The sequence below is a fragment of the Spirosoma endophyticum genome (assembly GCF_900112365.1).
GTDB classification, from domain to species: Bacteria; Bacteroidota; Bacteroidia; order Cytophagales; family Spirosomataceae; genus Spirosoma; species Spirosoma endophyticum.
Genome location: NZ_FOLQ01000001.1, coordinates 1,234,383 through 1,248,676 on the forward strand (window position 1 = coordinate 1,234,383; position 14,294 = coordinate 1,248,676).

At 50.0% G+C, this 14,294-nt stretch carries 13 protein-coding genes and 1 other RNA gene; 6 read left to right on the forward strand and 8 right to left on the reverse strand.

All coding sequences use genetic code 11. The features are described 5' to 3' along the window. Nucleotides 1-51: 51 nt before the first annotated feature. Entirely contained in the window at nucleotides 52-1,065 is a 1,014-nt protein-coding gene (locus BM202_RS04945; protein WP_093823485.1) for a bifunctional heptose 7-phosphate kinase/heptose 1-phosphate adenyltransferase, read from the forward strand. After that, nucleotides 1,058-2,329, forward strand: a complete 1,272-nt coding sequence (locus tag BM202_RS04950) for an AGE family epimerase/isomerase (protein WP_093823487.1) — start codon at nucleotides 1,058-1,060, stop codon at nucleotides 2,327-2,329. Before BM202_RS04945 ends, BM202_RS04950 begins: the two co-directional genes overlap by 8 nt. 28 nt (nucleotides 2,330-2,357) lie before the next feature. Here the strand turns inward: BM202_RS04950 and BM202_RS04955 are convergent, their stop codons facing one another. Both BM202_RS04955 and BM202_RS04960 read right to left on the reverse strand, forming a co-directional pair. Then, nucleotides 2,358-3,641, reverse strand: a complete 1,284-nt coding sequence (locus tag BM202_RS04955) for an acyl-CoA dehydrogenase family protein (protein ID WP_093823489.1) — start codon at nucleotides 3,639-3,641, stop codon at nucleotides 2,358-2,360. Nucleotides 3,642-3,728: 87 nt separating this feature from the next. Further along, on the reverse strand, nucleotides 3,729-4,625 hold the full coding sequence (locus BM202_RS04960; protein WP_093823490.1) for a 1-aminocyclopropane-1-carboxylate deaminase/D-cysteine desulfhydrase: 897 nt from the start codon (nucleotides 4,623-4,625) through the stop codon (nucleotides 3,729-3,731). Nucleotides 4,626-4,698: 73 nt separating this feature from the next. Between BM202_RS04960 and BM202_RS04965 the strand changes: the two genes are divergently transcribed. The 4 genes from BM202_RS04965 (at nucleotide 4,699) to BM202_RS04980 (ending at nucleotide 9,013) form a co-directional block, all read left to right on the forward strand. Further along, nucleotides 4,699-5,733, forward strand: a complete 1,035-nt coding sequence (locus BM202_RS04965; RefSeq protein ID WP_093823493.1) for an RluA family pseudouridine synthase — start codon at nucleotides 4,699-4,701, stop codon at nucleotides 5,731-5,733. Nucleotides 5,734-5,799: 66 nt separating this feature from the next. Further along, nucleotides 5,800-6,252, forward strand: a complete 453-nt coding sequence (locus BM202_RS04970) for a GNAT family N-acetyltransferase (RefSeq protein WP_093823495.1) — start codon at nucleotides 5,800-5,802, stop codon at nucleotides 6,250-6,252. A gap of 125 nt (nucleotides 6,253-6,377) precedes the next feature. After that, on the forward strand, nucleotides 6,378-8,633 hold the full coding sequence (locus BM202_RS04975; RefSeq protein ID WP_093823497.1) for a transglycosylase domain-containing protein: 2,256 nt from the start codon (nucleotides 6,378-6,380) through the stop codon (nucleotides 8,631-8,633). Between the two features lie 11 nt (nucleotides 8,634-8,644). After that, nucleotides 8,645-9,013, forward strand: coding sequence for a hypothetical protein (locus BM202_RS04980; RefSeq protein WP_093823499.1), 369 nt, complete (start codon nucleotides 8,645-8,647; stop codon nucleotides 9,011-9,013). A gap of 10 nt (nucleotides 9,014-9,023) precedes the next feature. Here BM202_RS04980 and BM202_RS04985 read toward each other — a convergent pair whose 3' ends face one another. From BM202_RS04985 to BM202_RS05010, 6 genes are all read right to left on the reverse strand, one after another. Next, nucleotides 9,024-9,656, reverse strand: a complete 633-nt coding sequence (locus BM202_RS04985; protein ID WP_093823684.1) for an NAD(P)-dependent oxidoreductase — start codon at nucleotides 9,654-9,656, stop codon at nucleotides 9,024-9,026. Nucleotides 9,657-9,721: 65 nt separating this feature from the next. Beyond that, entirely contained in the window at nucleotides 9,722-10,396 is a 675-nt protein-coding gene (trmD, locus tag BM202_RS04990; RefSeq protein ID WP_093823501.1) for a tRNA (guanosine(37)-N1)-methyltransferase TrmD, read from the reverse strand. Continuing rightward, on the reverse strand, nucleotides 10,386-10,967 hold the full coding sequence (gene rimM / locus BM202_RS04995; RefSeq protein ID WP_093823502.1) for a ribosome maturation factor RimM: 582 nt from the start codon (nucleotides 10,965-10,967) through the stop codon (nucleotides 10,386-10,388). Before rimM ends, trmD begins: the two co-directional genes overlap by 11 nt. Before the next feature lie 124 nt (nucleotides 10,968-11,091). Next, nucleotides 11,092-11,787 (reverse strand): 30S ribosomal protein S16, encoded by a 696-nt coding sequence (locus BM202_RS05000; protein ID WP_093823504.1) that lies wholly within the window; start codon nucleotides 11,785-11,787, stop codon nucleotides 11,092-11,094. A gap of 154 nt (nucleotides 11,788-11,941) precedes the next feature. Next, nucleotides 11,942-12,455: RNase P RNA component class A (gene rnpB, locus BM202_RS05005), an RNA gene on the reverse strand. A gap of 192 nt (nucleotides 12,456-12,647) precedes the next feature. Continuing rightward, nucleotides 12,648-14,294, reverse strand: a complete 1,647-nt coding sequence (locus BM202_RS05010) for a RagB/SusD family nutrient uptake outer membrane protein (protein ID WP_093823506.1) — start codon at nucleotides 14,292-14,294, stop codon at nucleotides 12,648-12,650.

The following is a 14,294-nucleotide window of genomic DNA, read 5'->3' on the forward strand; positions in this document are numbered from 1 at the left end:
TAGCGCTAATCCAGTCTCCGAATCACGGAAGCAAACCACTACGTTGCCTACATGACACGTTCTGAAATCAAAACTCTCTTTCAACGATTTGCCGATGTCAGAATTGGCGTTATTGGCGATTTTGCTGTAGACCTCTATTTTGACCTGCAAACCGAAACGGGTGAGCGGTCGCTGGAAACTCACCTGGATGTGTTTTGGGGAAGCCACCCTCGCGCTTCGTTGGGAGCCGCCGGGAACGTAGTGCAGAATCTGGTAGCCTTGGGCATTTCCCAAATCCAGGTGCTGGGATGTATTGGCAATGACCTGTTTGGCCGGGAAATGCAGTATTTATTCAACTCGCTGGGCGTGAATACCCAACACCTGCACGTTGTTGATTATGACTGGGACACCTGTGTGTACGCCAAGCCGAATCAGGCGGGCCAGGAAGCAAATCGGATTGATTTTGGCACAGGCAATACACTATCTGATGCGCTTTTTGCAAACCTGCTCATCGGTCTGGAACAAGCGCTGAGAGATCTGGACGTATTGATTATCAATCAGCAGTTCCCGAATCCCCTACTCCCCGAAAATCGATTGAACAACCTGAATGAATTGATTGCACGTTTCCCAGCGGTTCAGGTTGTGGCCGATATGCGCGACGTTGGTAGGCACGTCCGAGGAGCTACGTTGAAAGTAAACACGGCCGAGCTAGGGCACTTTCTGGGTATTCCGGTTCCCACTGAGCCTGACCTCGACTGGTGCGTTGAGCAAGCGAATGCCTTTCGGGAATGTAGCGATACTCCCCTGCTGATTACCCGCGGTCATGCGGGAATTTTTTATCTGGATGAATACGAAACTCAAACCGTTGAAGGCTTGTCGCTACAGGGCGAACTCGATACGGTTGGCGCAGGCGATACGGTTGTAGCTACCTGGTCGGCTTGTTTAGGGGCTGGGGCTACGTCTGTACAGGCGTTGGAGATTGCCAATCTGGCGGCTGCCGTTACGATCCAGAAACTCGCCCAGACCGGAACCGCCAGCCTATCCGAAATCCTTGATCTGCACCATACCTACGTCGCTCATGACTAACGAAATCCTCGAACAGCATCGCCAGGAACTACACACGCACCTCACGCAGGAATTACTCCCTTTTTGGATGACCCGTACCGCCGATCAGGCTCATGGCGGCTACATTACCCATTTTGATCAATTCGGCGAGGACTCGGGCGAAGATGAAAAATCGCTCATTGCCCAAACCCGCTCGATTTATACCTATGCGTCGGCGCACCGCGCGGGTTATGGTGATGGTGCCCTGGCCGATCTGGCCCGTCACGGCGTCGATTATCTGATTGATCGGATGTGGGATAACGAACACGGTGGTTTTTACTGGATGACAAACCGCAAAGGCGAGGTGCTGGACGACCAGAAAATCGTGTATGGGCAAAGTTTCGCGATTTACTGCCTGAGCGAATATACGCTCGCCACCGGTGATCCGCGCGGGCTTGAGTACGCGCAAAAAGTGTTCGATCTGTTGCAGAAATACACGTCTGATACGTGTTACGGTGGCTATTTTGAGATGTTTCATCGTGACTGGACGTTAAAAGGACCGGGTTCGGCGGGGGGAGATCGCAAAACGCTCGACGCTCATATGCACTTGATGGAAGCGTTCACTACGTTGTATGAGTGCTCTGGACAGTCCATTCATCGCCGAAAACTACAGGAAGTAATTGATTTGCTGGTTGGCAAAATCATGCATCCCACCTATGGAACGGGCGTTCCCCAATTCTGGGCCGACTGGCGGGTGGCACCCCAGATTAAATTCGACGTTATCTGGGGGTGGGACCGTTTCACCGAAGATGGTGTTAAACGGGAAGCCGAAGACAATACAAGTTATGGCCATAACGCCGAATTTGCCTGGCTGCTACTCCACGCGCTTGACATACTCGAAACGCCCCCCGAAACGTACCGTTCTCACCTGCAAAAACCACTTTCACACGCATTAACGTACGGAATCGACTGGGCCTACGGCGGTGTGTATGTGGAAGGTTCGCACGGTGGCGTCGTCTATGACCGCGAAAAGGAGTTCTGGCAGCAAGCCGAAATGCTCATCGGGTTACTGGATGCCTATCTACTTTTCGGCGACGATACATACTGGAAAGCCTACGAAGCCGTTCACCGCTTTGTGATGGACAGAATGGTGAACCATCCCGTGGGAGAATGGTGGCCGCTCATGACCCGGCAGGGTGTCCCAATCTGGACGCACATGAGCCACTCCTGGAAAATCAATTACCATACAGTACGTTCGATGGTGCAATCGATTAAACGGCTGGACAAGCTTATGGCGAGAGAATAAACGTAAGACGAATAATAGACCCAACATCTTATTCAACCGCTGCCTGATCAGCCATCATTTGGCGGAACTGGCGCAGTTCGCGCGCTTTTTGTTTGACGTCCAGGCCGTATTTTTTCAGGATACTGATCGCTAAATTTTGCTTGTGCACCTCATCGGCACCATCCCAGATGCGGGCACCGCGTTCGTGGCGATACATAGCGGACAGGACTGTATCGTCCGTAACGCCAAGTGCGCCGTGCACCTGAATTGCCCGGTCCAGCACGCGCAGAAAGGCATTTGCTACGTAGAACTTAATGGCTGACACCGCATCACGGACGTTGCTCACGCCGACCGTGTCGATCATGTAGGCCGTATTGAGTACGTAGAGCCGACAGGCGTCAATCTCGGCGCGGCTTTCGGCAATGAAATCCTGAATAAACTGCTTTTCGCCCAGCATCACGCCGTCTTCAATTTCGCGTGTAGCTGCCCGTTTGCACATAAGGTCCATCGCCTTTTCGGCATTGCCAATCCAGCGCATGCAATGATGCACCCGCCCCGGTCCAAGTCGCTCCTGCGCTAACCGGAAACCCAGGCCTTCGCCCGCAATGACGTTCGAAACCGGTACCCGGCAATTGGTATAGGTTACCTCGGCGTGGCTAAACCAGCCTTCGCCCGCTTCGCCAAAAACGGGAATGTTTCGTTCGATGGTAAAGCCGGGGGTGTCAGTCGGGACAATGATCATGCTGGCGCGTTGGTGCGGTGCCGCATCGGGATTGGTCACCGCCATCACCACGGCAAACGCAGCTCCATCGGCTGAGGAGGTAAACCATTTGCGGCCATTGATAACGTAGTGATCTCCCGCGCCGGCGTTCCGGTCACGGACGGCCATCGTACTCATCCGGGTTGGGTTGGAGCCTGCAAAGTCGGGTTCGGTCATTGAGAAACAGGAGCGAATTTCACCCGCCATCAGCGGTTTCAGATACCGTTCCTTCAGCTCATCTGACGCGAATTTGTGAAGCAGTTCCGTATTGCCAATATCAGGCGCCTGACAACCAAAAACGTAGTGACCGAAGAACGGCGCATGGGCCAATGCCTCGCTAATCTGTCCGAATTCGCAAAGGGTTAAACCATGTCCTCCCTCCTTTTCAGACAGGTGCAATCCCCACAAACCGGATGCTTTGACTTTTTCGCGTTTTTGATCGAGAAGCGGAATTAACGCACCAAGATTCTGGTGCGAGAAACCGTCTTCCAGCGGAATTAACTCTGTTTCAACAAATTCGCGAACTCGTGCCAACAACGGCCGGATACGTTCGGTGGTGAAAATCGTTTCCATAGTTTTCTCCTGTAGGGCAGGCAAATTATATCATTTTTCACTACCAAAATACAGGCGGCCTAAAAGTGACAGATACTACGTTCAACACTACGTATCCAACACCTCACTCCTACCCTGTAACCCACCCGTATGAACAGCCACTACCGTCGCGTCCTCGGGGAAGTAGCCGTTACGGGCCAAGTCGTAAATACCGTAAAGCATTTTACCGGTATAAACCTGCTCCAGAAGTACCCCCGTTTTTTGCTCAAACGCCCGGATAAAATTTATCAGATCGGGCGTGGTTTTGGCATAGCCACCAAAATGATACGTAGTTATGGGCAGCCATCTTTCAGATTTGGCTGCTTCAATGATTTTGAGTGCCATAAATCCCAATACTTGCGTCTCGTTAGTTGCTGAAAGAGCCAGACCACTTACCGTACCGCCCGTGCCAACCGGGCAACAGACGTAGTCAGGTTCGTAGTCTAGCTGTTTGATGATTTCGGGAAGGATTTCAGCCGTACCCTGAATGGCCAACTCATTCGATCCACCTTCGGGTATGACGTAGCAAGGACCGAATTTCGTGCGTAAAGCAGCGATAAAATCCGGCGTGTCTTTCTGCCGATAGTCATTTCGGGAGACAAAATGCAGGTGCATACCACATGACTCGCAGAACGCCAATGTTCGATTTCGGGGTAACAGAGCGAGTTCTTCACCCCGCATAACACCAATAGTCTGAAAACCAAATAACTTTCCGGCCGCAGCCGTTGCAAATAAGTGATTAGAATAGGCTCCACCAAACGTCAGTAACCTAGTAAAACCCTGATCCTGAGCAGCCAGAAGATTATATTTGAGTTTCCGCCACTTATTCCCTGACACCTGCGGATGTAGTAAATCATCCCGTTTCAGAAACAATCGGATTGGTACGGCTTCTGGGAATGGGTTATCAAGCCATTGAACCGGCGAATTACCCATCAATTCGGCTAGCTGCCGGTCAAGTTCGTTCATAATCCGTACTTTTGTTGATTCATTACAAACCTATACGATTTTCAAAAGGGGATAGGTTTTTGGCAGAAAAACAGTGGCAGAAACGGAAGACGAATTTTCAGAGGACGAGGAATTATACGAACACCATCGCATTGTGGTGGATAAAGGCCAGAGCTTATTACGGATTGACCGCTTCCTGATGGATCGGCTACAAAACGCTACCCGCACTAAACTTCAGGCAGCTATTGATGCCGAATCGGTGCGGGTGAACGATAAGCCGACCAAAGCCAGCTACAAAATCAAGCCGTCAGATGTGATTACGGTTTCGCTGGCGCACCCACCCCGCGAGACCGACATAAAGCCCGAAAATATTCCGTTGAATATTGTCTTCGAGGACGACGACTTGCTGGTAATCAATAAGCCCGCAGGTATGGTCGTTCACCCCGCTCATGGCAATTGGGACGGTACGCTGGTGAATGCGCTGGTGTATCATTTCCAGAATTTACCCACCTCGCGCAACGGCGAAATCAGACCGGGGCTGGTGCATCGAATTGACAAAGACACATCCGGGCTTATGGTGATTGCCAAAACCGAGTTCGCCATGACGCACCTGGCCCGGCAATTTTACGAACACACCATCGAACGTACGTATAATGCACTCGTCTGGGGAATTCCCAACCCGCCCGATGCCACCATTACCGGTTACATTGGCCGCTCAGTAAAAGATCGTAAAGTGCAGGTGATTTACGACGATGAAAGCAGGGGAAAATGGTCCGTCACGCACTACAAAATGCTGGAAGATCTGCGCTACGTAGCACTCATGCAATGCAATCTGGAAACGGGTCGTACGCACCAGATTCGGGCGCATTTCAAGCACATTGGTCATCCGTTATTCAACGATGCCATGTACGGTGGCGACCGGATTCTCCGCGGCAATTCCGTAGGCAGCTACAAAGCTTTTGTCGAGAACGCCTTTAAATTACTCCCCCGTCAGGCCCTGCATGCCAAATCGCTTGGCTTTTCTCATCCGCGCACCCGGGAGTGGCTCCAATTTGATTCATTACTACCCGATGATTTTCAGGCCGCACTTTCTAAATGGCAGAAGATAATAGTGAAGGATGATGAATAATGAACAATTATCTACTAATTTCCTGCCAATGACCATTTTTCATTACACATTATCCATTCATCAGATATGATTTCAATTCGTCCCGGAACCCTTCAAGACATACCAGAAGCCTTCGATTTAGTCATGGAACTGGCTATTTACGAACGAGCAGCCGATCAGGTTACCAATACAGTCGAACAAATGGCGCTTGACGGCTTTGGCCCGAATCCCCTTTTCGGCATGATCATGGCCGAGGATTCCGATAGTCAGAAAATTGTGGGCATGGCCCTGTACTTTTTTCGTTATTCAACCTGGAAAGGTAAACGACTCTACCTGGAAGATATCATTGTTACGGAAGCATTCCGGGGATACGGTGTCGGCAAACTGCTTCTGGATGCTACCATTGATATGGCTCACGAAACACAGTGTACAGGTATGATGTGGCAGGTACTCGACTGGAACGAGCCCGCCATTGGCTTCTATCGCCAGTTTGGCACTCGTTTCGACGACGGCTGGACGAATTGTCATTTGGACTTCTAGGCATGGGGCAGAGGAGTACGGGCGTAGGGTAAAATAGCACACCTGCAATTTATGCCCTTTGCCTTCTGCCCTTCGCCCTTCGCCCAAAAACTCTATCTTTGCGCTTTCGAGACTAGTTACTAAGCATGACGGAACGTCAACATAAAGCTCTCCGGATCACTGGATGGGTGTTTTTGGGTATATTTCTACTAGCCCTGGTGGGCGGTGGTATTGCCTATTCTAAACGCGAAATTCTTCTAAAGACGACACTCGCGAAGGCCATCCGCAAGGCAAAACGCGATTATAATCTTGATGTTCGCATCGGTTCAGCCAAATTTACGGGGCTAAGTTCGGTAGCGTTTACTGATATTTCGGTCGTTCCAGCCGATCGTGACAGCCTGGCACGCATTCAGCGGGTGGAGGTAGCCGTGCGCTTCTGGCCATTGCTGGCCGGCAAAGTTGGTCTGTCGGGCATGACGCTCGAAAACGGCTTGATTCAGGTTGTCAAACGAGACTCGCTGACCAACATTGACTTCCTGATTCATCGAAAAAAGAGCGATTCACTACGTACTGAAACAGAAACTACCAATCGGCGCACGGATTTGTCAGACGTAACGGAAAATCTGATTGACAACATATTATCCAAAATTCCCGATGACCTCAATATTCAGAATCTGGAGTTTCGGGGAATGGATGACAACGACACAATCAGCCTGCTTACGCAAACGGCGCTTATCAAGAATGAACAAGTTACGTCGACACTGAAGTTAAATGGCAATCTGGCTACCTGGCACATAACGGGCACGGCCGATCCTGCCGACCGTGAATATGATCTGGCGCTTTATGCCGAAGATCAGAATGGACGGCCCAAACCCGTTGAACTGCCCTACATCCAGAAAAAGTACAACCTTAAAGTACAGGTTGATACGCTCCGGGCTGAACTCCGAGACGTCGATCGTTCGGGTGGCGAATTTCGACTTGAAGGGGCTGGTTCGGTGCGAAATCTACGTATTAACCACCCCGCCATTGCCCGCACCGACGTACTGGTGCAGCGGGCAGCGATGGATGCGAACCTGTTTGTAGGCGAAAACTTTGTTGGTATTGATAGTTCCTCAACGCTACATCTTGGCACGGTTAGCGCCCGGCCCTTCGTGAAATATACGCTCACACCGGCCAAGCTTTATGAGGTGCAGCTCCATACTGACCTCATGGATGCCCAATCCCTTTTCAATTCGTTTCCGCAAGGATTGTTTGAGTCGCTGGAAGGTATGCAGGTGGCCGGTAAACTTAAATACGATCTGGCGTTTCAGCTAGACACAGCCCTGCCCGATTCCGTAAAATTCAACTCTGGTCTAACGTCTGACGGCTTCAAGGTGCTAAAGATGGGGAAAACGGATTTTGCAGCCATCAACCATCCGTTCGTGTATACGCCTTATGAGAAAGGCAAACCTGTTCGGGATATTATCGTTGGCCCTAAAAACCCGGATTACACCCCACTGGACCAGATTTCACCCGACCTGCGCAATGCGTTATTAACGTCGGAAGATTATAACTTCTTCACACACAAGGGCTTCAATGAAAAAGCCTTCCGCGTGTCCATCGCGACTAATTTCAAAGAAAAGTCGTTCAAGCGGGGTGCCAGCACCATTTCGATGCAATTGGTAAAAAATGCCTTCCTGAATCGAAATAAGACGCTCTCCCGCAAAGTCGAAGAAATTTTGATTGTCTGGCTGATCGAAAATCAGCACATCGTCCCGAAAGAACGGATGTATGAAGTCTATCTGAACATCATTGAGTGGGGACGTAACATTTATGGCATCGGCGAAGCTGCCCGCTATTATTTCGCCAAAACGCCTGCCGAATTAAGCCTTGGCGAAAGTATCTTTCTGGCCTTTGTCGTTCCCCGTCCCAAAGCGGCACTAAACTGGTTTGTGCCTGGTGGTGGACTTCAGGTTCGCAATGTGCGGGGTTATTTTAAACTGATTGGCCGTATCATGGCCCGGCGCGGCTTAACAGCTCCCGACTCCGGCGCGTATGGATTCTACGACGTGCGGGTACGGGAAGGATTACGTAGACCGGTGATTGCGGTGGATTCGCTATTTCAGGGCGACAGCCTGATGACCGACCCGATTGACATCGATGGTGATGACGAAGACGAAGGTGGCACAGGTGGCATCGGCAATTTCTTCCGGAAATTATTCAAGGGCAGGAATAATGTACAGGAGAAACGTCCCGACAATGACCAGCCGGCTGCCCAGCCTGCCGACCGTATTGATGCTCCCACTATCGAACCGGCCCTGACTGATACCGTCAAAAGCCGTAAGCAGCTTCGCCAGGAACGGCGGGAACAAAAGCGAAGGGAAAAAGAAGCTAAAAAGGCGCTTGAAGCTAATACGCAGTAAAACAATTATTTATGAAAGCATTTATTCGACTACTGCTGATTGTGGTCGTGATTGGAGGGGTTATTCTTTACGTCGTTTCAAAGCAAAACAATACATCACTTAGTCCACAAACAATCGACCTTGCCGTTGACTGCTCAGACCTGGACAACGTAGTGGTTGCTTCCTCTGTAAACGTATCGGTGCGGAATCGATCGTTACGTTCCCATAGCGACATATCCGTTAAGCTGACGGCTTATGATAAATCCGGAAACATCCTGAAAGAGAAATATACGACGTTTTCCCGGACGCTTTTACCCAGTAGCTTTTTTGACAAGCCAGTTGCCTTACCAGCGGGGACTAAACGTTGCGATTGCAAAATTGTTAGTTCACATCCTAACTGATACGCATACTTTACCGCTCCGTAATCGTCACCGCTTTGCGCAGGTACGTATCGTTATCCAATTGATCGAGCATAAAAGCAGCTACGTCGGCACGGCTGATATGTGGGAAAGCAAATGTTGAAAAGGGCAGATGTTCTCCGACTTTGTATTGGCCCGTAATGGGACCGTTTGTCAGGTTGGTGGGACGCACGATCAGCCAATCGAGATTACTCTGTTGAACAGCCTGTTCCTGCTTTTCTTTTTCAGCCATAACGCTACGCAGGAGTGTATTCATTAATACTTTGCCAATTATGTTCATTTCCTCGTAGCTGCTCCCGACACCCATCGACGATACAACCAGCAATCTTCGGACGCCTACATGCTGCATGGCGTCAATCAAATTGACCGTGCCATCAGCCACAGGATGATCTTTTTGTCCGGGTTTACTGCCAAGTGAACAAATAACGGCATCCTGCCGACGAACCGCTGCCACCAGGGTCTCGGGCTTTAATACGTCGCCAGTGAGTACTGTCAGATTGGGGTGTTGAATGGATAGCTTAGTCGGATTACGAACAAAGGCCGTTACGTAATGTCCACGCTCAAGGGCCTGCTCAACAGTTTGCTTTCCTGTTCCGCCCGTGGCTCCTAAGACTAAAAGTTGCATAAAATATGGCTGATTTGGGTACACACTTAACCCAAAGCCAGCCATTAAGTTCACAGGATGGCCTTTCAATCCAGCAAATCCGGTCGTCTGATCCTGGTGCGTTCAAGGGCCTGTTCATGCCGCCACTCATCAATCTTGGCTTCGTGACCCGACAACAGAATATCCGGCACACGGTGGCCTTCAAATTCAGCGGGACGGGTGTATACGGGTGGAGCGAGTAAATTATCCTGAAACGAGTCGGTTAAGGCTGACGTTTCATCATTCAATACGCCCGGCAACAAGCGAATAATGGCGTCGGAAAGCACTGCCGCAGCCAATTCTCCTCCTGATAATACGTAATCGCCAATGCTGATTTCCTTTGTAATGAATAATTCCCGAACCCGCTCATCAACGCCTTTATAATGACCGCAGAGAATAATCAGATTCTGACGTAGCGATAATGCATTCGTCGTTTGTTGGTTCAAGCGTGTGCCGTCGGGTGTCATATAGATCACCTCGTCGTATGGGCGTTCGGCTTGCAACGACCGGATACAGCGGGCAATCGGTTCGATCTGCATGACCATACCCGCCCCGCCCCCAAAAGCATAGTCATCCACTCGTCGGTGTTTGTCGGCCGTATAATCGCGCAGATCATGCACTACGACTTCTACGTAGCCACCCACTTGGGCACGTTGCAGAATCGAATGAGCAAAGAAACTGTCGAGCAAGCGAGGCAGGCAGGTAATAATATCAATCTTCATCGGTGTCGTCGCTGTCGATTTCCGGTTTATCCTTGCTGTCCTCTTCCATATAAATTTCCAGCAAACCGTCGGGCAGTGCTACGTTCAACTTTTGGTTGGCGCGGTCAACTGTTCTCACAATGTCACTGTTAATCGGAATTAGAACCTCTTTTCCCTGATAATCCATCGCAATCAGATCCTGCGCATTCATAGCATAAACGCCCCGCACGATACCTAGTTCACCGGCTTCGGCATCAATAATCTGATAGCCAACGATTTCGTGGAAATAAAATCGAGTTTCGTCCGTAATGGGTTCCAATTCGTCTAATGGCAAAAACGCCCCGCAGTTAATGAGCCGTTCAGCCTGTTCAATCGTGTCTACATCTTCAAAGGCGATGATGGCGCGGCTGCCCTTCACAATAGCGATGGACTCAATAAAATAGGGAATCAGATCACCCCGCACTTCCAGCAATACCGATTCCAGATCAGCATATTCGGCAGGATCGTCAACATCTAAAAAAAGCACTAATTCACCGCTGACACCGTGTGTTTTGGTGATATGGCCTACCTGATAGCAATCATCTTTAGTCATACGTAACGCGGCTGGAAAGCCGCCCGGAATGCGGCCCTCTACCGTTGTATCGGCCGACCGCGTTAGTTACAAAAAGAGCCTGTTCAGAAACGAACAGGCTCTTTCTTAAGAAATTTTGAAAAACCTATTCTGCCGCTGGCTTCTCTTCAGCAGGTGCTTCTGTAGCTGTAGCAACAGGAGCAGCTTCCGCTACAGGTGCCTCTGCTGCTGGAGTTTCAGCAGCGGGAGCAGCTTCCGCTACTGGTACGGGTGCTTCTTCAACCGCTGGAGCTTCTACAGGTGCAGCAACTTCGGCTACTGGTGCTTCTTCAACTGCCGGAGCAGCTTCTTCAGCAACTGGCGCTTCTACGACTGGCTCTTCTACCTTGTTTTTCTTGGCAATAGCTTCAGCACGGGCTTCGTTCACCTTTTTCTCAGCGTCTAAACGAGAAGCGCGAGCCTGCTCTTTCGTCTGAGTTTTGGTATCGGCAGCACCAGCTTTCCGATCTGCTTTTTCGCCTTTCCAGGTCGCGTATTTCTCATCGGCCTGTTCCTGCGAGATGGCCCCTTTGTTGACGCCTACCTGCAAGTGTTTGCGATACATGATGCCTTCGTGCGACAATACCGAACGAGCGGTATCCGTCGGCTGAGCACCAACCATGAGCCAATAAACGGCCCGTTCTGACTTCAATACGACCGTAGAAGGGTCGGTGTTGGGGTTGTATGAACCGATTTTTTCGATAAACCGGCCATCGCGTGGGGAAGTTGATTCTGCCACTACGATGTCATACATCGCCATTTTCTTGCGTCCGCGACGCGCTAAACGAATCTTAACACTCATTTGTGCTTGGTTGGTTTTGATGGGAGACGCATCCCCCCTGTAAAACGTGGCCGCAAAGGTACGAAAAAAGTTTGAGGATTGTACTGAAACATCTGAAGTATAGCAATATAACTTCAGATGTTTCAGTACAATCCTCAAACCAATAAAAAAACCGTCACGATACGAATCTATAAGCCGGGTTCTGTCTTTCAATTCATGCCTTTCAGCACGTATCAAATAGCCTATCATTTATCTGGGATGGTCGTCACCGACCACCTCGTTCGACCTACCCGCGTCGGCATCCAGATCGTTCCCGGTTGGGATTGCTCTGGAACGGAAACGAGCCGCCCCACATCCGACGCTTATTTGGTCTTTCAGCCCCTAAGGTTTATCCTGCCCCGCCGGTCGCCCGTCGGGCGGTAGGCTCTTACCCCACCTTTTCACCCTTACCACCTTTTCAATGAGCGAATGAGTGAAAGAGACAATGAGTGAATAGGGCTTGCGTCAGCTATTCGCTCTTTCACTCATTTTGTCATTCGCTCATTGAAAAGATGGCGGTATATTTTCTGTGACACTGGCTGTCGAACGGTCGTTCCCAACCGTCCGCCTTCCCGTTAGGAAGTAGGGTGCCCTGCGCTGCCCGGACTTTCCTCGCCCAATTACTTAGACGCGATAAGCCGATTCGTATCGATCAGGGATGGCAAAGGTACGACCTCAAACCCCGAATAAAAACTCAGGGCTATCTAATGTCAAGTCCTCTGGACTTTTTGAGGAACACTGGATGGTGTCTACATACAAAAACTCCCGGTATCAGTAGCTTTTCACTACGTACCAGGAGTTTTAATTTTATCAGTTAATGGCCGCGTGACCATCAAAGGAATTTATTTTGGATTTTTCGTTGGTGCGCTGCTGCTGGATGGCGGGTTGTATACGATTTCATTGTCTGGTACATCCCAATAATCCAGGTAGCCATACGTAATAGTGGCGTTCGTGCTTACAACGCCCGTCCGGCTAAGGGCAACAGCACCTTTCCGACCATTCTCCAGCAATCCCCAACGACGGGCATCGTAGAAAGATAACGCACGAAATAACAGACCAATGCGCCGTTCCCGACGGAGTTCCTCCTTGGCGGCATCCAGCGACAGACTCGTTCCGGCAACTGCCGTCAAACCAGCTCCCTGTGCTTTACGTACTTCATCGATCAGGGCAAGACCATCTTCTATTTTACCCGTGTTGATCAACGCTTCTGCTTTCATCAACTGATTTTCTTCGTAGGAACTCGCCAGGTATAATTCGTAGCCGCCCGCGTTCGTGTTTGAATACGTAATAACAGATGCCGTTCCTTCTGAACCAGTAGCACCCCGATTGATCAGATCATAGCGCGTGAAAAATGAATTGCCACGTGAGGTTTCACCGATATAGGGAGCGGTTCTTTTTCTGAAGTTATTCGTAAAACGCAGGTCACCCGTCTTAAAATCCTGGATGAGACGCTCCGTAATTTTGTACGTATTGTTCGCGCCGGTTGTTTTCCCGGAGACAGTTCCGGCGGTTGGGGACAAGAAATCACCGTTTGTATTGGACCGGCCTGTAAAGACAAAGTCTGATGCCTGAACTCCATTTGTTGTCAGCGTGATAATGTCAGCCCACTGGGCAGCCGTCATAGCACTGACACGGGTGTTAACCAGAAGATTACGGGCTTTCATCGTGTTGATACTCCGTTGCCACATGACGGGTGTCAATACGCCACCTTTACCAACCCGGTTGAAGTTTGGAATAAGTCCTTCCATCGTTGCGGTGTAATCGGCATTGACAGTTAAACCGGCCAGGATTGTAGACGCTGCGTCAAAGTTCTTGTTCGCTTCTATGATCATAGCCTCTTTGGATACGTAGTTACCGTTAGTACCATTCAGGGCTTCACCATTTGCTTTGTCATTAATAATCCCGGCGTAATACATGGAACCAATCCGGGAGTAGGCATAACCTTTCCACCAGTACGCCCAGGCTTTCAAAACACCTTTTTTCGTATCCGCTGCACCTGAGAAGGTTACCGCATCAATGTTAGTCAGGATCGTATTAGCCGCATTGTTCATGTTGTACATATACGCCCATTCGTAATAGGTCGAATTCTGAAAACCCGTCGAATTGACGTTAGCGGTAATCCGGATGAAGTCGATCTGTTTATTCGGCGAGTTTGGGTTGAGCAGTACGGTACCATCGTCGAGCGTGATCTGGTTTGGCGCACCAATCTGATTGATAAAGACGTTAGCAATATCCGTCCCGATCACGTCGCCCATTAACTCGTGATTGCCAATGGCTCCTGACCAGAAATACCCTGGCGTGCCATCGTAGTATTTTACGTCTTTAAAGCCCGTTATATAAAACCCTTCGCCAAACGAAACGAGTCCGGTTTCGGTTTTCAGAGCCGGCGACGAGGGCTGGTTGGGGTTCTGAACGTCCAGTTGTTCTTTACAGGCTGCCATAAACCCGGAGAAAGCCAGGGTTAAAGCAAGTATTTTTATTTTATTCAT